The organism is Bacteroides reticulotermitis JCM 10512 (genome assembly GCF_000517545.1).
Taxonomy (GTDB): Bacteria; Bacteroidota; Bacteroidia; order Bacteroidales; family Bacteroidaceae; genus Bacteroides; species Bacteroides reticulotermitis.
This window is the reverse complement of record NZ_BAIV01000017.1, coordinates 1-18081: the sequence shown is the minus strand read 5'-3', so window position 1 is coordinate 18081 and position 18081 is coordinate 1. Positions and strand designations below refer to the sequence as shown.

Below are 18081 nucleotides of genomic sequence, written 5' to 3'. Positions count from 1 at the left end.
CAAGTTAGAACCAACTGTTGTCCTCTGTTGCCGTTTCCGATGCAACGGGTTTCTCATCGGTAGCTGACGTATCGACTGAATCTTCTTCCAAGAATTCAGTTGTACCATTACCTATCATCAGCGTCAGCGAAGCTCCCAAGGGAACTTTATCACCCGCCATAAGTTGACGCCCCTGATATTTCACACCGTATACCCAGTCTTTCTCTCCACTCACGGTCTGCATCTCGCCTAACTTAAAGCCGGCTGCCAGGATCTTTGCCTGCGCTTGTCGCACAGAACTATTGTCCGCCACATCGGGGATGGGACGCAAGGGAATATTTAATGTATTAATAGTAAGATAGATCACCCGGCCTTCTTTTACTTTCTGACCGGCTGCGGGGCTCAACTCCAGAATGATGCCTGCCGACTTATTCTTGACGTAGTTAGAGTCCGAAACAACACAGTTGATCCCATGGTTGCGAAACATCCTTGTGGCTTCATCTACCGTCATACCCTTCACATCGGGCACAACGACTGCTTCGCCATGACGGGTATATACATCAAGTCCTTTCAATGTAACAAACAGTAGACCAATCACTACTATCACCATAGCAATGATATTGATCCAAAAAAACTTGTTCGTTTTAAAAGAAAAAAAATCTTTTATTGACATACTCTTTGCTGTTAATCTGCGCCAAAGATACGATAAAATAGTTGAATTGTGGAAATGACTGGCATGAAAAGTCTTCCGATGCAAAAAGAACCTTCTATAATAGATGCATCAAATTCGTTAGCTCTACTACCGGCAGCGCGTTCATCGGTACCAGGCTATTGTCAACGTCTATAAACAATAAAAGCAGGGCGTATCGCTCTGCTTTTATTGTTTTCGTTAACAAACGGAATGATTAGTTTTTCACTCCTCCGTTGTACTCGTCAGAAACGGTTAGTTTCTTTCTTCCTTTTGCACGACGGGCAGCCAATACTCTACGACCATTAGCTGTTGCCATTCTCTCACGGAAACCGTGTTTGTTTTTTCTCTTTCTGTTAGAGGGTTGAAATGTTCTTTTCATTACTGTATCTTGTTTTATGTTATTATTCTACGTAATCGGGCTGCAAAAATAGACACTTTTTTTAAAATCTCCAAGAGATAAGTCATTTTTGCTCAAAAGTTTTGCGTTTTTTACTGATTTAGATTACTTTTGCGGCTGCGAGAAGAATGATTATCACTAAATAACATTATAAATAAGAACATAGAAGTATGATTAACGCTCAAGACATCAAAAACGGAACTTGTATCCGTATGGACGGAAAGCTTTATTTTTGTATCGAATTTCTGCACGTAAAACCTGGTAAAGGTAACACTTTCATGCGCACCAAACTGAAAGACGTAGTAAGCGGATACGTAATCGAACGTCGCTTCAATATCGGTGAAAAATTGGAAGACGTACGCGTAGAACGTCGTCCATACCAATTCCTTTATAAAGAAGGAGGCGATTACATCTTCATGAATCAGGAGACATTCGATCAACATCCGATCGCTCACGACTTGATCAACGGCGTTGACTTCTTGTTGGAAGGCATGGTAGTGGAAGTAGTTTCTGACGCTTCTGCCGAAACTGTACTTTACGCGGATATGCCTATCAAAGTTCAAATGAAGATTACCTATACGGAACCGGGCCTGAAAGGCGATACGGCTACTAACACCCTGAAACCGGCTACGGTAGAATCGGGTGCGACAGTACGTGTACCTTTGTTTGTAGGCGAAGGTGAAACAATTGAAATCGATACACGCGATGGTTCTTATGTAGGACGCATCAAAGGATAAGTGTCATCTTATTGTAATAAAGAAACGGCGGACTTGCAACAGCACTTCCGCCGTTTTTTATTACCTTTGCCCCAACCAAAAACAACTTTTAAATAAATAATCCAATGAAGAGACTACTCTATGCTCTACTCTTTGTCATGGTGTCCGTCGTTGCAAATGGACAGGCAAAGTATGTGTTCTATTTCATCGGCGATGGAATGGGAGTAAACCAAGTGAACGGAACGGAAATGTATAATGCGGAAGTTCAAAACGGACGCATTGGAATCGAACCGCTAACCTTTGCTCAATTTCCTGTAGCTACTGTAGCGGCTACGTTCTCTGCTACCAATTCGGTTACCGATTCGGCCGCCGGAGGTACTGCTTTGGCAACCGGAAGCAAAACGTATAACGGTGCGATTTCTGTAGATCAAAGCAAAAACCCGATCGTAACAATTGCCGAAAAAGCAAAAAGATCCGGCAAGAAAGTCGGCGTTACTACTTCTGTCAGCGTAGACCACGCTACACCGGCTTCTTTCTACGCACATCAGCCGGATCGTAATATGTATTATGAAATCGCGCTCGATCTTCCAAAAGCAAACTTCGACTTCTATGCCGGTAGCGGTTTTCTGAAACCTACTACTACTTTCGACAAGAAAGAAGCTCCGAGCATTTACCCGGTATTCGACAAAGCCGGCTACACCGTAGCACGTGGTTATAATGATTATAAAGCCAAATCTTCCACCGCAGAAAAGATGATTCTGATTCAGGAAGAAGGTGCTGCCTCTGACTGCCTGCCTTACGCTATCGACCGGAAAGAAGGCGACCTGACTCTGGCGCAGATAACCGAAAGTGCCGTTGACTTTCTGACTAAAGGCAAGAATAAAGGTTTCTTCCTGATGGTAGAAGGCGGCAAAATCGACTGGGCTTGTCACGGCAATGATGCGGCAACTGTATTCAACGAAGTAAACGATATGGATCAAGCCGTTAAGGTAGCTTACGAGTTCTACAAAAAACATCCGAAAGAAACACTGATCGTAATAACCGCTGACCACGAGACCGGTGGCATTGTATTGGGTACCGGTAAATACGAATTGAATCTGAAAGCATTGCAATATCAGAAACACTCTGCCGACGGACTTTCTAATCGTATCAGCGAACTTAGAAAATCAAAAGGGAATAAGGTGACTTGGGAAGAAATGAAAACATTCTTAAGTGAAGAGATGGGTTTCTGGAGCAAGCTTCCGATCTCTTGGGAACAGGAAAGAAGACTGCATGATGAGTTCGACAAGTCCTTCGTGAAGAACAAGGTGGTATTCGCCGAAAGCATGTATTCTAAAAGCGAACCGATAGCAGCGTGTGCCAAAGAGGTAATCAATGAGATTGCATGGTTGGTTGGACTAGCGGCGGACACTCCGGAGGCTATGTCCCGGTATTTGCCATTGGCGCAGGTTCTCAACTCTTCGGCGAGAAGATTGACAATACGGAAATTGCCAAACGCATAGCTAAAGTTGCCGGATATAAATAAAGATTATACCGGGATCTAAAGAACTGCTGTTCCAAAACAAATAGTGTTTTGACCGAAAAGAAGCAGTCTTTTAGACTCAAACAAGCATACTTTTACATCACAAGAACCGGGCATCTTAAAAGGTGTCCGGTTCTTTTTTTATCAAATCATACCGGAATCAGCTTAAACTGAATGAGAGATAAGTCCAAAATTGATGAGAGATAAGCTAAAAAAGGGGCAAAAATACGGGAAAATGATGAGAGATACCGCTTTCAGAAAACATCTCTCATTGCATATCAGATTGATTACCTGAGCATTAATCAAGAAATGATGAGACCATGAGAGATGAAATTTTATTTCTTTCTTGTAGAGAGGAAGGATGTAGGCCTTGAGCAAACACGTTGGGTGAAAAGAACAGACGCGTTTCTGAATGGTTTCGCGGAGTTCCTCTTTCCAGCAGATCAGGCTCTTACAGACGGGTTCTCAACTATTAACACTTGAACGTTCAAGTATTAATAGCCTATTTCTTAAGTATTAACAAGCTAGAGATTAAGCATTAACAGCCTAGTGCTCGATTTACTCAATCCAAGTACGGGCTGAAGTAACTTGAGTACTAGGTTAGGGTAATCCGAGTCTTTAGTTGCAGTCAGTTGATCGCCTATAAAACAGATACAGGCGTGTCCGTAAGTTTAGAACTGCGTTTCGCCCTCTACAAAGTTTTCCAAAAACAGATTTTCACCGTCGAACACGGCATAAGAAAAGTAACTGATCCAATCCCCCAAGATAAGCACCCGAGCGGTGGCACTGAGCATAAGATCTAATTCGATATGACGGTGTCCGTAGATAAAGTAGTTGATATTGGGGTGTCCTTGCAGATATTCTTTGGTATAGAGAACCAGGAATTCTTTATCTTCCCCCATATACTCAGGTTCTTTTCCTTCCACCCTCTTCAAGCGGCTACGTTTAGCCCACGACAGTCCGAGTTCTATACTCCAACGGGGATGAAGGGTGGAAAAAAGAGTTCGCAACGTTTTGCTTCGAAAAGCATAACGCAGCAACTTAAACTTCTTATCAGGGTCGCCCAATCCGTCACCATGCGCCAGATAGAACTCCTTTCCATAGATTTCGGTTGTCAACGGGTTGCGATGAATGATCACCCCGCACTCTTCCGTAAGGTAATCATCGCACCAAAGATCATGGTTGCCGACAAAGAAGTGTACCTCTACCCCCATATCGGTCAACTCGGATAACTTACCAAGGAAACGAGTATACCCTTTGGGCACCACCAACTTGAATTCGTACCAGAAGTCAAATATATCTCCCAGTAGATAAACCGCAGCAGCCTTATGCTTGATGCTATCCAGAAAATTCACCAAACGGCGTTCTTGTGTACGCCCATGCGCTATCGCACGAGAACCAAGTGTGCATCGGAAAGGAAATAAACATTCTTCATAAGACGGATATTAAAGGATTAGGTACATAGAAAAGCATCCGGAGACGAGAACTCTTTTACAAAAAGCCCAGTTCCAGTTTTGCTTCTTCACTCATCATATCTTTATCCCACTCCGGTTCGAAGACCAGATTGATAACGGTTGACTTCACACCGGCTACCGATTCTACTTTCTGGCGTACATCTTCCATAATGAAATCAGCAGCCGGACAGTTGGGAGCAGTCAAAGTCATATCAACAACAACATCACCGGTTTCGGCAACGTCTATCTTATAAATCAACCCAAGATCGTAAATGTTCACTGGAATTTCAGGGTCATACACGGTCTTGATTATATTTACTATTTTCTCTTCTATTTCAAATGTGGTCATAACGTTCGTATTTTAATGGTTGCAAAGATAAGAAATAAAAAGAATTCAGATCAGTCCTTCATCGGCAAAACTGTAATACTTCTCCTCACAAACTATAACGTGGTCTATCAGATGAATGTTCATGGTCTCCGTTGCTTTGTGGATATGCTCCGTTAAGACGCGATCGGCTTGGCTGGGGGACGCATTCCCCGAGGGGTGATTATGAACGGCCGCTAGTTGCGTGGCTCGCTGCATAAGCGCTTCCCGCAGAATGGTACGCACATCGGCATAGGTTCCATCAATTCCTCCGGTACTGATACGTACTTTATCAATCACACGCCCTGCCTGATTCAACAGCAATATCCAGAACTCTTCCTGATCCAGATCGCACATCAAGGGTTGGAACAGTTGATAGATATCTTGCGAGCAAGCAATGCGTAATCGTTCTTTAGTTTCTTGTAGTTTACGACGTTTCCCCAGTTCCAACGCCGCCATGATGGTTATGCTTTTTGCCGGGCCCATGCCTTTAAACTGTGAATAATCGCGCACTTTCCACTTAGCCAATGTATTCAAGTTATTATCACAGGCGCAAAGTACCCGTCGCATTAACTCCACCGCACTCTCGTCGGTGTTTCCGGAACCAATGAGTATAGCCAACAATTCGGCATCACTCAAGCTTCGGTGCCTTTTTCCATCATCTTTTCACGTGGACGGTCTTCCAAGGCCCATTGATTGATGGAGAGTTTGTGTTTGTTTTCCATCCTGATATACGTTAATGAAACTATTTATAGAAATTGTGACGAAACGCTTCAAATTCGTCCTTACCCAATACACAGCGTTTCCACCATGCCCGCCAGAAGCCGGCTCCATAGCCGATTAGTTGAACAAAAGATGCCCCAACAGATAAAAGCCCTATTCGGAAGCTCCGGTTACGGATACCCGCATCGACACAAACCAGCAAAGAGTAGAATAGCAAAGGGAGTAGAGCGATTAACATGGTCCAGAGGGAACACATCAGCAGAATCGCTTCTCCGGTTACCGAACGATGAGCCGCTGTCTGCATCCATACAAGAGCACACACCCCACCCAACAATCCTACGCCAAACAAGATGGTGAGCAGAACGACTCCCAGCGTAAAGATTCCCGGTAGCAAATGGACCATCTTCAATGAATCCGGATATTTCTTATATAGGTTGATACGCGCAATGCCCGAGTTATGCACTTGCTTGAAGAACTTCCTCAAATCGGTACGGCGCTTGTGATAGACCCAAGCGCCAGGGAAAAGCCGACACGAATAGCCTCCTTTGAAAATACGAATGCTAAAGTCGATATCTTCACCAAAGCGCATCTTCGAGAACCCACCCAAGGTCTGATAAACTTCACGGCGAATGCCCATATTAAAACTGCGGGGATAGAACTTATCCATTTTCTTCTTCCCGCCGCGGATTCCTCCGGTGGTGAAGAAGGAGGTCATCGAATAGTTGATTGCTTTCTGAATAGCTGTAAAAGACTCATGAGCACGGTCAGGCCCTCCAAACGCATCGGACGGACTGGTTTGCAGTTCTTCCTCGATCGAAGCAAAATAGCCTTCGGGGAGAATCACATCCGAGTCTAATATAATAAGGTAGTCTCCTTGACTCCGTTCGGCACCGTAGTTACGTGTTTGCCCCGGCCCGGAATTCGGTTTGGAGTAATAACTGACATTTAAACGATCGGCATATCGGTCGCATACCTCCTTGCAAGGAATGGAGGAGCCGTCTTCAACAATAATGACTTCAAAGTCTTCAAAGGTCTGTGTAGTCAGGCTATACAGTAACTCGTCCACTTCATCGGGACGGTTGTAAACAGGTATAATAACGGAATAGCGCATTCTATTTTCGGCTTTAGGCTGCTAATAACTTGAATCGTGTATGCAAATAAAAGGAAAAAAAATGAGAAGCGGGATCTTTTCTACGGTTTTATTACAAAAGCCACACCAACAACAACTAAAAAAGGCTATATCCCACGTCTTCGTGAAATATAGCCTTTACTTATTCTATTCTTGGTACTTCTTACTTCCGACTCAGAATATCCATTGTATCTGAAGCAATCAGCAGTTCTTCGTCTGTTGGGATTACCAATACTTTGACTTTGGAAGCCGGAGTTGAAATAACCGTTTCCGTTCCACGGATTCTGTCATTCAATTCGTAGTCGATCTCAACGCCCATGTACTCGAGTCCTTTACAAACGTCACGGCGACATTCAAACTGATTTTCGCCTACACCGCCTGTAAACAAGATGATATCGACCCCTCCTAAAACAGCTGCGTAAGCACCGATATATTTCTTAATGCGGTAGTAATACATTTGCTCAGCCAAGATAGCTCTTTCATTACCAGCTTCACAAGCTGCCAGAAGTTCGCGCATATCACTAGATACACCTGAGATACCGAGTACACCACTCTTCTTATTCAGCAGATTGGATACTCCGGTCGTATTCAGTCCTTCCTTATCCATGATAAAAGTAACTGCACCGGCATCAATATCGCCACTACGTGTACCCATCATCAGGCCTTCCAGCGGAGTAAGTCCCATGGTGGTATCTATACATTTACCGTTTTTAATCGCAGCAATGGAACCTCCGTTACCAATATGGCAAGTGATAATTCTTTGTTCTTCCGGATTCACTCCCAAGAATTCGCATACCCGTTTGGATACATACCGATGAGATGTTCCGTGGAAACCGTAACGACGTATGCCGTACTTCTCATACAATTCAAACGGAATAGCATATAGATAAGCGTAATCCGGCATCGTTTGGTGGAAAGCAGTATCAAAGACACCTACTTGTGGCACCTTAGGCAGAATCGCAGAGATCGCATTCACACCTTTCAGGTTGGCCGGGTTGTGCAAAGGAGCCAAGTCGTTGCAAGCTGTAAACGCGTCCAATACTTCTTTGTTCAACAGAACAGATTCGCTAAAACGCTCTCCGCCGTGTACCATACGATGGCCAACTGCACCAATTTCTTCAAGCGAACGAATTGCTCCATATTCGGAATTGATCAATGTATTCAGAATAAATTCAACTCCTACGGTGTGTTCGGGAATATCTTTTTCCAATACTTTCTTCTCGCCACTAGGCAAAGTCAGTTTCAGGAAAGAACCTTTCAGTCCGATTTTCTCAATACCTCCCTGGGCTATGACCTCTTTACCGGTCATGTCAAACAACTTATATTTAATCGATGAACTACCACAGTTCAATACTAAAATCTTCATTTTTTCAACAATTATATGATTAATATTTATTGGGCAGACTTCGCTGCAATAGCTTGATTCGCAGTAATGGCTATCATACGGTATACATCTTCAATAGAGCAACCACGTGAAAGGTCATTCACCGGACGAGCGATTCCTTGCAAGATTGGTCCAACTGCATCCGCATGTCCCAGACGTTGCACCAACTTATAAGAGATGTTACCAACTTCAAGGCTCGGAACAACCAACACATTGGCATATCCTGCTACACTTGAACCCGGTGCTTTGCTTGTACCAACTTCCGGTACTAGAGCGGCATCCGCTTGCATTTCACCATCCAAGTTTAAGGAAGGATCCATTTCTTTCGCTATTTTAGTCGCTTCTACTACCTTGTCAACAACTTCATGTGAAGCCGAACCTTTCGTAGAGAAACTTAGCATCGCCACTTTGGGCACCTCAATACCTGCAACCGCCTTAGCTGTCTTTGCCGTACAAATTGCAATCTGAGCTAATTGATTCGCATCCGGAACCGGAGTAACTGCTACGTCACCCATTACCAAAACACCGTGATCTCCACATTCGGGAGCATGGGTTAACAACAGCATTGCACCTGATACACAGGTAATACCGGGAGCTGTTTTAATGATTTGCAACGCCGGTCGAAGCACGTTACCGGTCGTGTTGCGAGCACCTGCCAACTGACCGTCGGCATCACCGCTTTTAATCATCAAACAACCAAAAAACAAAGGATCATTAGTAAGCTTACGAGCTTCTTCGATAGTCATCCCCTTCTTCTTACGAAGTTCGCACAGCAATTGTGCATACGCTTCGTGTTTCGGAGAATCCTCCGGATCGATTATCGTAGCCTTACCAATATTACCCAATCCCCACTTCACAGCAAGTTCGTTTATTTCGTCCGGTTTACCCAGCAGAATTAAATCGGCAACTTCGTCTGTCAAAATCTGATTGGCAGCTTTTAATGTACGTTCCTCTGTTCCTTCAGGAAGAACAATGCGTTGGCGGTTAGCTTTTGCCCGCTCTACAATCTGGTTGATTAAATTAAGCATAGAAATATAATGTATGTATATAAACTCTGGTAGTATGCATCAATTGCAGTGCAAAAGTACTCAATTTTGCAACATACACATTACAATTTCGCCTTATTTTCGCTTCCTATTCTAAAATATTATAATATTTAACACGTTATTCCTATTTTTCATACCTTTGCACGGTTTTCAATATTCAACAGGTAATAGTTATGATACGTCAGTGCGCCATTTTATTTGGCTGTTTGGCTTTAGGTGAACTTCTTGTCTATCTCACGGGCGTAAAGCTCCCGTCCAGCATTATCGGAATGCTGTTTCTCACCTTGTTTCTAAAATTGGGATGGATTAAACTGCAATGGGTTCAGGGGATGTCCGACTTTCTAGTGGCTAATCTCAGTTTCTTCTTTGTTCCTCCCGGAGTGGCATTAATGCTTTATTTTGATATTATTGCCGCTCAATTTTGGCCGATTGTAATTGCCACTTTAGTAAGTACCATCTTAGTCCTTGCTGTCACCGGATGGGTTCACCAATTAACACGTAAAATCAGATGAGTTTCTTTGAAAATGAATTCTTCCTGCTGGCCATCACCTTCGGGATCTTCTTCCTCGCTAAGTTATTACAGAAAAAAACCGGGCTGGTTTTACTCAACCCCATACTACTCACCATAGCTATACTCATTGTTTTCTTAAAGACAACTAACATCTCGTATGAGACATACAATGAAGGAGGACACCTCATTGAGTTTTGGCTTAAACCGGCAGTAGTTGCGTTGGGAGTCCCCCTCTACTTACAACTGGAGACCATCAAGAAGCAACTGCTACCAATCTTACTGTCCCAGTTAGCTGGTTGTGTTGTGGGAGTTATCGCTGTTGTTCTAATAGCGAAACTGTTGGGAGCTTCGCAAGAAGTAATCCTTTCACTTGCGTCGAAATCGGTCACCACCCCGATAGCGATGGAAGTAACAAAGTCCATCGGGGGAATCCCCTCACTCACGGCTGCTGTAGTGGTTTGCGTAGGTTTACTAGGTGCTGTTTGTGGTTTTAAAACCATGAAAATAATGCGGGTGGGGAGTCCTATTGCGCAAGGCTTATCCATGGGTACGGCTGCTCACGCCGTAGGTACTTCTACCGCCATGGATATCAGCAGTAAGTATGGTGCTTATGCCAGTCTGGGGCTAACACTAAACGGGATACTCACCGCCTTGCTAACTCCCACTATTCTGCGACTATTAGGCATGCTATAGCAACAAAATAGCGGTCTACAGCGTTATATAGTTAATAGTTAAACGTAATAAACATTTCATGATTGATTTTAAAGACATCACTTTAGCAGATAAAGACTTAATAACCTCTTATACAATGAACAGTTCCCGCCGGAATTGTGATCTTTCTTTTTCAAACTTATGTAGTTGGCGATTTCTCTATAACACGAAGTTCGCGATTGTAGATAATTTCCTGGTTTTCAAGTTCTGGCTGAAGATAAATTAGCTATATGATGCCTGTGGGTACAGGTAATCCGAAAGATGTGTTACAAAAGCTCATCAACGATGCGACTGAGGAGAATCAGCCGTTTTGTATATTGGGAGTATGCACAGGAATGCGGAATGAACTGGAAGACACCATGCCGGAACAGTTTCAATTTACTGCCGACCGTGACTATGCCGATTATATATATCTGCGTAGTGACCTCGCTACGCTGAAAGGAAAGAAATTCCAAGCTAAACGGAATCATATTAATCGTTTTCGCAACTCTTACCCTAATTATGAGTACACGCCCATTACGCCCGACCGTATCAAAGAGTGTATGGAACTGGAGGCTGAGTGGTGTAAAGTAAACAACTGCGACCAACAAGAGGGTACCGGTAACGAACGTCGTGCATTGATTTATGCCTTGCACAATTTTGAAGCATTGGGATTGACCGGAGGCATTTTACATGTGGATGGCAAAATCGTAGCTTTCACCTTTGGAATGCCTATCAACAAGGACACTTTCGGTGTACATGTAGAGAAGGCTGATACTTCCATCGATGGTGCATACGCTATGATCAACTACGAATTTTCCAGCCGTATTCCGGAACAATATACGTATATCAATCGGGAAGAAGATCTTGGGATTGAAGGACTTCGTAAAGCCAAACTATCTTACCAACCCACAATTATTCTAGAGAAATATATGGCATGCTACAAACCTGTCCAATGGAAATGGTAAAATGGTAATCTGCAACGAACTATGAAAGAAGAAGTAAAAGCATTATGGAAGCTCTGTTTTAACGATAGCGAGGAATTCATCGACATGTATTTCCGCTTACGCTATAACAATGAGGTAAATATTGCTATACGGAGTGGTGAGGAAGTAGTTTCCGCCCTTCAGATGCTTCCATACCCTATGACCTTCTGTGGGCATACGGTACACACCTCTTACATTTCGGGGGCTTGTACGCATCCGGAATTCAGGGGAAACGGCATCATGCGCGAACTTCTTTCACAGGCTTTCACTCGCATGTTTCGGCACCGGATATATTTCAGTACGTTGATACCTGCCGAACCTTGGTTGTTCGACTATTATGCACGGATGGGATATGCTCCGGTTTTTCGCCATGCAATCAAAGAAAGCACAATTCCCGACTTCATTCCTTCCAAAGAGGTTTCGGTTGATACCATTACTGAATACGAAGAAGATGTTTATCAGTATCTAAACGCACAACTGGCCAAACGCCCTTATTGCATCCAGCATACGCAAGCGGATTTTCAAGTAATCATGGCCGATCTGCCAATTAGCGGTGGATATCTGTTTACGGCTAGGCAAGATGGCAGCGTGGACGGGGTAGCCATTGCATATAAGAGAGGGAAAAAGCTTATTATCAATGAGTTTATTGCAGACAATAAAGATATTGAGCATTGTTTGTTGCACCACATTAAAAAGCATACCGGGTGTAATCATATAACGCAGCTCCTTCCTCCCGATGATAACACACAAGAGTTACATCGGCTGGGTATGGCTCGTATCATTAATGCCAAAGAGGTACTGACGTTGTATGCTTCCGCTTTTCCCGAAGAGAAAATGCAGTTGGAACTCACGGATAAACAGTTGACTGGTAACAGTGGATATTATTATCTATATGGCGGACGATGCATGTTCAGCGACCAACGCCTTCCAGGTGCTCACGTACAAATGAACATAAGTGATTTAACCGCCAAAGTTTTTGAACGGCTAAATCCTTATATGAGTTTGATGTTGAATTAGTTATTCAGATAACGTACCCGCTCACAGGCTGCCAAGAGAAAAGCTCCCACACCGAAGTTAGATGTAGAATTCGCGTCGACAACTTGTCCGGGTATGGCTTTCTCACCGATAGGCTGTACATAGCCTACTTTACCGTCAGGCTGTAAAGCTACTTTAGATAAATACTTCCATGCTTTTTCCACAACCGGTTGGTAGCGTTTAGAATCCAGAAAACCATTGTTGATTCCCCACTGCAAACCATAGGTAAAGAATGCGGTTCCACTGGTTTCCGGCCCCGGAGCATGTGTAGGATCAAGCATACTGCGCGTCCAATATCCTTCCGGTTGCTGACAGGCGGCTACTGATTCGGCCAACCTACGAAAACGTTCGATGTAATGCTGACGGTACTTATCTTCTTTGGGAAGATCCTTCAAGACTTTGGCTAGCCCGGCCAGTACCCAGCCGTCACCACGCGCCCAGAAGTCCTTCTTTCCATTCGCACTTTTATGCTTAGGGTATACGTACTTCCCGTCCCGATAATAGAGTCCGGCCTCATCATCATACATAATGCTGTCAGCGTATTCCAGGTATTCGTGCAACTTCTCCAGATAAAGCGGATTCTTAGTAATGTTATACAGTTTAGTCATTACCGGCATCACCATATACAAGCCATCAGCCACCACCAATAATCACGTTCAGGGGTGCTCATCTGATATTCCATCACTTCACGGGCCCGGGCAATCTTATACGCATCCGGCTCCAGATTATATAAATCGGCATAGACCTGAAAACAAATCTGATAATCGCCAAAGAGTACATAATCGTCACTCTCTCCATAGCCGTATTTCCAATTCGCCTTATTATCCGACTTGGCACCTTTCCACTCGTTATGCACGGCCCAGTCTTTAGAGAATTGCAGGTATTCCGGCTTGCCTGTTAAGAAATAGGCCTCCATATTGCCCGTGTGATAAGCTGCGTTATCCCAGAAAGCACGTCCATGCTTAGGGTGAGTGGTTTGCCAATAGTTATTCACTTTGTGGATAATCTCAATCACTGCTTTCGAAGAACGGGCTTCGCTCTCCACACAACCCGCAAGAACGGTATGTCCCCAAAACAGGGCCAAAGAAAGAAATATATAAATCTTCTTCATCAGGTTCTACTATTATTTACTTAATACTTAAATCGACTTCGACCACATAAACCATTTGTGGTTCCACCTCCACCGTACGTTCACCGTCTCCTTGGGAAGTATGCTGCACAAAGAGATGCAATTTCCGTTGCTGCTTCCACAACTCCGTATCATGCGAAGGTTCCCAGGCATCTACCGAAAAGTTTGTCAAGTCCGCTACTGCCCATTTCCCTTTACCTACATTCCGGGTATATGCCATAGAAACACGACTGCCTAGTTCCGCATCTCTAAAGATATAGTACACTTTCTTCCCATCAACCACAATACGTGGGCGAGCAATCGGAATCATTTTTGTACCACCGCCTTTTAACGTAAAGGGTGTCTTTCGATCAGAGACCTGATATTGATGCCACTTTTTACCATCATGCCAAATCATGCGATATTGAGGTATCTCGCTATCCAGGTCCCGCCAATAAGTGGCGATATACGGATTTCCTTTTGCATCTGCACTCATACTGGTCTGGTTGATCAGCTCCGAGTTTTGCGGAATGCGGCAAGCGTATTCCGCATTCGACATCTTAATTGGGAGTTCATATTGATCGCCATTCGTCTTATACCAGGTCACACCATTATCATAAGAACGGGCATAACAAAGATCATGGTTAGTCTCTACCAACCAACTTTCCCGCCACACCCACGATAGGTGAATAGTCCCGCGTTCGTCGACATAAAGCTGCCAATATGCATTACGCTCATTCTCGCCGTCAATCAAAATATCTTGTACGCGTGTCCAAGTGTGCTCTTTAAGTGAGTAACGGTTCATCACCAGGTTTCCGCGGCCGGAGGATCCGGAGCGATAGACAAACAAAAGATCACCGCCTGCCAAAGAGTAGAATTCCGGATAAGTAACATTCCCTTCGTCATTCCCGGTCATCGGCATTTTATCTCCCAACTCCAAGGAGCCGGGGGCAACACTGCGACAATAGTTCAGTGGATGTCCATGATGATCGAAAGAGATATGCACATAGCCTTCTCCATCAACCATCATGCTAATTACATTATGCGCATCTTTTACGTTACCTTTATATTGTGAGCGACGCAACTGCCATTGTTCTTCTCCTAGCTGACGCTTGCCTAAAGTCAAATAACCATCGGAATCGTAATAGCTAATATACTGTTCATTGCCATGTGTGACCAATGAATTATTACGGAATATCGTAGTATTCACAGAGGTACGGCTATATCCCTTCCCTACTTCAACCAACTGTTGAGAGAAGCAGGTGAGGGTGAAAAACGCCAGCCCAAAGATTGATAGCAGCAGATGTCTCATCTTTTATTTTTTCTTTTTATCAAAAACACTCATATCCCATTTAGCATGCCATGGAATCGTGATCTCGCCTTTCTCTATGAATAGCGGAAGCCACACATACCGCGAATCTTCCATATCTTTCTTTTTCCAACGGTCAAATAGAGCAATGTATGCACCTTTCTTTCCCATCACAGGCTGCACATACGTACTCTGTGCATAGAATGTTTTATCTGCATCGGGGCCTGTACAAGGGTTACCGATGGTTTTCCAAGTACCCATAATAGAATCGGCAACAGCAATCTCAGCAATATTGGGATCCCATCCCGAGCAACCTGAACTCAACATATAGTATTTACCTTCATGCTTAAAAACAGCAGGAGCTTCCCGAGACTCTTTGATAAAGTTACGCGTAAAACGTCCGCTCGGTTTGAGGTAATCGTCTGTCAGCAGGCTGATATACATAGTCGCATTATTCTCGGAAGAATAAAACTGGTAAGCTCTGCCATCATCATCGACAAATACGGTCTGGTCCCGGCTCATAGCATCGTTCGGGCGAAAACTACCTAAATAGGTAAACTCTCCGTTCGGTGTATCCGAAACAGCGACTCCTGCACAAGCTTTGCTGTAATCGGCACTCTCTACATGTGCCCACATCACAAACTTCCCGGTCTTCTTATTATAAACAACTTTGGGACGCTCCAATACTTTAGACGTATGCAAATCATGCTCTGGATCATCCTTGACAGCCGGAAGCACGATGCCTTCAAACTTCCAGTTCAATAGATCTTTGGAAGAATAACAGCCAACACCGGTTACATCGGTACGATAGCATTCCCAGGTTGCCCAATCCGGTAAGATCGTCTGCCCTTTTTTATACTCTCCATACCAATAATAGGTTCCCTTGTGATAGAGCAATCCTCCACCGTGCGCATTGATGAGATTGCCATCCGTATCACGCCACACTTCTCCGGGAATAAAACTTTTATTCTTCTGAGCACTAAGCTGCTGTGCCGGGAAGAGTCCCACACAAACGACTGCTACCAACAGCAGTTTATTCACATACTTCATCATTTCCATCTATTATCTAATGTTATTCATAATACGCATGATCTTTGGGAAAGTCCTCGCCTTCCCAAGCCTTTTTCGAAGTCCAAGACTGTGCAGGGTCTGTCCAAAATGGATGATCTGCCGGGAGTCCCAAAGGTAGGAAAGCCAGTGAGGCCATATAAAGGCTTCCATTATTCGTGTACCAATCGGATATATTCGGTTGTTTGCCGTTAAATCCTAATGTAAGAAAACCCTTCTCATTGAAATTACGGTTATCGCCGAACATGCGCTTGATTACAGCAGTCATAGCTGCACGCACCTGTCCATTCGGTAATTCTTTGGGTAACCATTCGCGCCAAGCCAACATAGCTAAAGGCTGTAAGGTACCTGTTCGATACGTAATGGAACGTCCAAAGACAGGAAGTGTACCTTCGGGCGAGATAAAACGTTCCAAGATCATTCCAAAACGCTGCATCCGTTTCAAAGCACGGCCGTAATTACACTCCGACATATTCCAGACCTTATTCTTACCTCCTTGAGTCATGATCTCCAAAGGCTCCATATACATCGGGTGCAATACAAAGCTATTGTAATAATCGAAAGCAAATCCCGGTCCGTCTGAGTACCAGCCATCGCCGACATACCACTCTTCTACTTTTCGCAAAGCCGATGCGATGCGATAGGTATCACTAGGAGCTCCTGTCTTGCGTAGAAAAGATTCTACCATCGCCGAGAATAACAACCAATTGGTATAGGGAGGATCTACACGACGGAGTTGCGTGAACTCTTCAATATAGCGTTTCTTAGTCAGATCATCCAACGGCAACCAAAGTGCATCATATCCTCTCAAAAAGCTCTCTGCAATATAGGCCGCATCGACCAGTGTTTGCCCTTCTTTGCGCCACAATAAATAGTCCGGACTTTCCGGATCAACAGCCTGTGCATAACTTTTCAAGGCCCATTCACGTACTTGTTTCCGTTGTACACCTTCCGCAGTATCATCATCCGGTAGAGATATCCAGGGAGCCAGACCTGCCATCAACCGTCCGAAGCACTCCATATAAGTGACTTTTTTATTTCGTCCGTCCCAAGTCGGGCTAAGTTCTACCAACATATTTTGTTGAAGTTTGCCTTCACTCATATTACTAAGTACCGGTGCAGCCATCTGATACAGCACTCCCGTCCACAATTCACGTTCAGTCGGTTCTTTTACCGGTTTCTTCTTTGCCGACAAATCCATTGATGGCAGTAATAATACGGCAATCAATATACCAATATACAGTCTATTCAAATTCATGATTCTAATTTTATATTTCCTTTATTATATACGTTCAAGCTCAGTATTCCACCTATCTTTCCATTCAATAAAAGGTATATCATTCTCGTCAAATTGAATAGGTAACCACATATAACGAGAATCTTTCAAACTCTCCGGGCGCCACATATCCGCCATAAAGATATACAAACTATCCGTACCTTGTATCGGTAAAATGTATGTACTTTGTCCGCCAAAGGTTTTATCGGCATCTATTCCTACACACGGATTGGGCAGTTGTTTCCATTCCCCGAAGATAGACGTAGCTGTTAATAAGCGAGCTTTATTAGGCTCCCAGCCCGTACAGCCGGAAGTTATCATCCAATAGACTCCGTTCTTTTTAAAGATGGCCGGTGCTTCATTATGTCCTCCGGGAAAGATGCGTATGTATTTTCCGGAATGATTAAGATAATCATCGGTTAGTTCGGCAATCTGCAAGGTAAGGTTGTCCTCTGAAGAATAGATATGATATGCTTTTCCGTCATCATCCATAAACAACGTCATATCCCTTGACATCTGTCCTCCCTGCAAATCTCGTTTCACAAACAGGCCTTTCTCAATTGCCACATACCACTGAGCGTCCACCACTCCTTATATGCAGAGAAATTCCATTTCTGCTTTCGCTCTTGCTTACTCATGTTCTGTGGATAGATGCCCGGATTGACACGTCCGGAACGGATAAAACGAAAAGGA

At 43.9% G+C, this 18081-nt stretch carries 13 protein-coding genes and 6 pseudogenes; 6 read left to right on the top strand and 13 right to left on the bottom strand.

Translation table 11 applies throughout. From position 1 onward, the window contains the following. Nucleotides 1–4 precede the first annotated feature (4 nt). Both JCM10512_RS11460 and rpmH read right to left on the bottom strand, forming a co-directional pair. Entirely contained in the window at nucleotides 5–652 is a 648-nt protein-coding gene (locus JCM10512_RS11460; RefSeq protein WP_044163196.1) for a PASTA domain-containing protein, read from the bottom strand. Nucleotides 653–884: 232 nt separating this feature from the next. Continuing rightward, nucleotides 885–1049, bottom strand: coding sequence for a 50S ribosomal protein L34 (rpmH, locus tag JCM10512_RS11455; RefSeq protein ID WP_044163193.1), 165 nt, complete (start codon nucleotides 1047–1049; stop codon nucleotides 885–887). Nucleotides 1050–1237: 188 nt separating this feature from the next. Between rpmH and efp the strand changes: the two genes are divergently transcribed. Together efp and JCM10512_RS11445 are read left to right on the top strand one after the other, a co-directional pair. Then, nucleotides 1238–1804, top strand: coding sequence for an elongation factor P (efp, locus tag JCM10512_RS11450; RefSeq protein ID WP_044163192.1), 567 nt, complete (start codon nucleotides 1238–1240; stop codon nucleotides 1802–1804). A gap of 104 nt (nucleotides 1805–1908) precedes the next feature. Beyond that, a pseudogene (locus tag JCM10512_RS11445) lies at nucleotides 1909–3308 on the top strand (alkaline phosphatase). Nucleotides 3309–3976: 668 nt separating this feature from the next. Here the strand turns inward: JCM10512_RS11445 and JCM10512_RS11440 are convergent. From JCM10512_RS11440 to pta, 6 genes and pseudogenes are all read right to left on the bottom strand, one after another. Continuing rightward, nucleotides 3977–4740: pseudogene (locus tag JCM10512_RS11440) on the bottom strand (UDP-2,3-diacylglucosamine diphosphatase). A 56-nt stretch (nucleotides 4741–4796) separates the two neighbouring features. Beyond that, the gene (locus JCM10512_RS11435) at nucleotides 4797–5108 is read right to left on the bottom strand and encodes a metal-sulfur cluster assembly factor (RefSeq protein WP_044163191.1); all 312 of its coding nucleotides are present in this window, start codon (nucleotides 5106–5108) and stop codon (nucleotides 4797–4799) included. A 45-nt stretch (nucleotides 5109–5153) separates the two neighbouring features. Next, a pseudogene (gene radC, locus JCM10512_RS11430) lies at nucleotides 5154–5848 on the bottom strand (RadC family protein). 20 nt (nucleotides 5849–5868) lie between these two features. Then, nucleotides 5869–6957, bottom strand: coding sequence for a glycosyltransferase family 2 protein (locus tag JCM10512_RS11425; protein WP_044163188.1), 1089 nt, complete (start codon nucleotides 6955–6957; stop codon nucleotides 5869–5871). Between the two features lie 181 nt (nucleotides 6958–7138). Continuing rightward, nucleotides 7139–8341, bottom strand: coding sequence for an acetate kinase (locus tag JCM10512_RS11420; protein WP_044163186.1), 1203 nt, complete (start codon nucleotides 8339–8341; stop codon nucleotides 7139–7141). 26 nt (nucleotides 8342–8367) lie between these two features. After that, complete coding sequence (pta, locus tag JCM10512_RS11415) at nucleotides 8368–9387, bottom strand: phosphate acetyltransferase (RefSeq protein WP_044163183.1); 1020 nt, start codon at nucleotides 9385–9387, stop codon at nucleotides 8368–8370. 191 nt (nucleotides 9388–9578) lie between these two features. Between pta and JCM10512_RS11410 the strand changes: the two genes are divergently transcribed. From JCM10512_RS11410 to JCM10512_RS11395, 4 genes and pseudogenes are all read left to right on the top strand, one after another. Continuing rightward, complete coding sequence (locus JCM10512_RS11410; protein ID WP_044163182.1) at nucleotides 9579–9917, top strand: CidA/LrgA family protein; 339 nt, start codon at nucleotides 9579–9581, stop codon at nucleotides 9915–9917. Then, complete coding sequence (locus JCM10512_RS11405; RefSeq protein WP_044163180.1) at nucleotides 9914–10609, top strand: LrgB family protein; 696 nt, start codon at nucleotides 9914–9916, stop codon at nucleotides 10607–10609. Before JCM10512_RS11410 ends, JCM10512_RS11405 begins: the two co-directional genes overlap by 4 nt. Nucleotides 10610–10667: 58 nt before the next feature. Beyond that, a pseudogene (locus JCM10512_RS11400) lies at nucleotides 10668–11582 on the top strand (DUF2156 domain-containing protein). A gap of 13 nt (nucleotides 11583–11595) precedes the next feature. Then, complete coding sequence (locus tag JCM10512_RS11395; protein ID WP_044163178.1) at nucleotides 11596–12609, top strand: GNAT family N-acetyltransferase; 1014 nt, start codon at nucleotides 11596–11598, stop codon at nucleotides 12607–12609. Here the strand turns inward: JCM10512_RS11395 and JCM10512_RS11390 are convergent. From JCM10512_RS11390 to JCM10512_RS11370, 5 genes and pseudogenes are all read right to left on the bottom strand, one after another. Further along, nucleotides 12577–13738, bottom strand: a pseudogene (locus JCM10512_RS11390) (glycoside hydrolase family 88/105 protein). The gene JCM10512_RS11395 and the pseudogene JCM10512_RS11390 overlap by 33 nt on opposite strands. 16 nt (nucleotides 13739–13754) lie before the next feature. Next, nucleotides 13755–15047, bottom strand: coding sequence for an alpha-l-rhamnosidase (locus tag JCM10512_RS11385; RefSeq protein ID WP_044163174.1), 1293 nt, complete (start codon nucleotides 15045–15047; stop codon nucleotides 13755–13757). A gap of 3 nt (nucleotides 15048–15050) precedes the next feature. Beyond that, entirely contained in the window at nucleotides 15051–16094 is a 1044-nt protein-coding gene (locus tag JCM10512_RS11380) for a glycoside hydrolase family 43 protein (protein ID WP_394354207.1), read from the bottom strand. A 22-nt stretch (nucleotides 16095–16116) separates the two neighbouring features. Next, entirely contained in the window at nucleotides 16117–17370 is a 1254-nt protein-coding gene (locus JCM10512_RS11375) for a DUF2264 domain-containing protein (RefSeq protein ID WP_044163169.1), read from the bottom strand. A 24-nt stretch (nucleotides 17371–17394) separates the two neighbouring features. Then, nucleotides 17395–18081, bottom strand: a pseudogene (locus JCM10512_RS11370) (family 43 glycosylhydrolase); the annotation flags it as partial.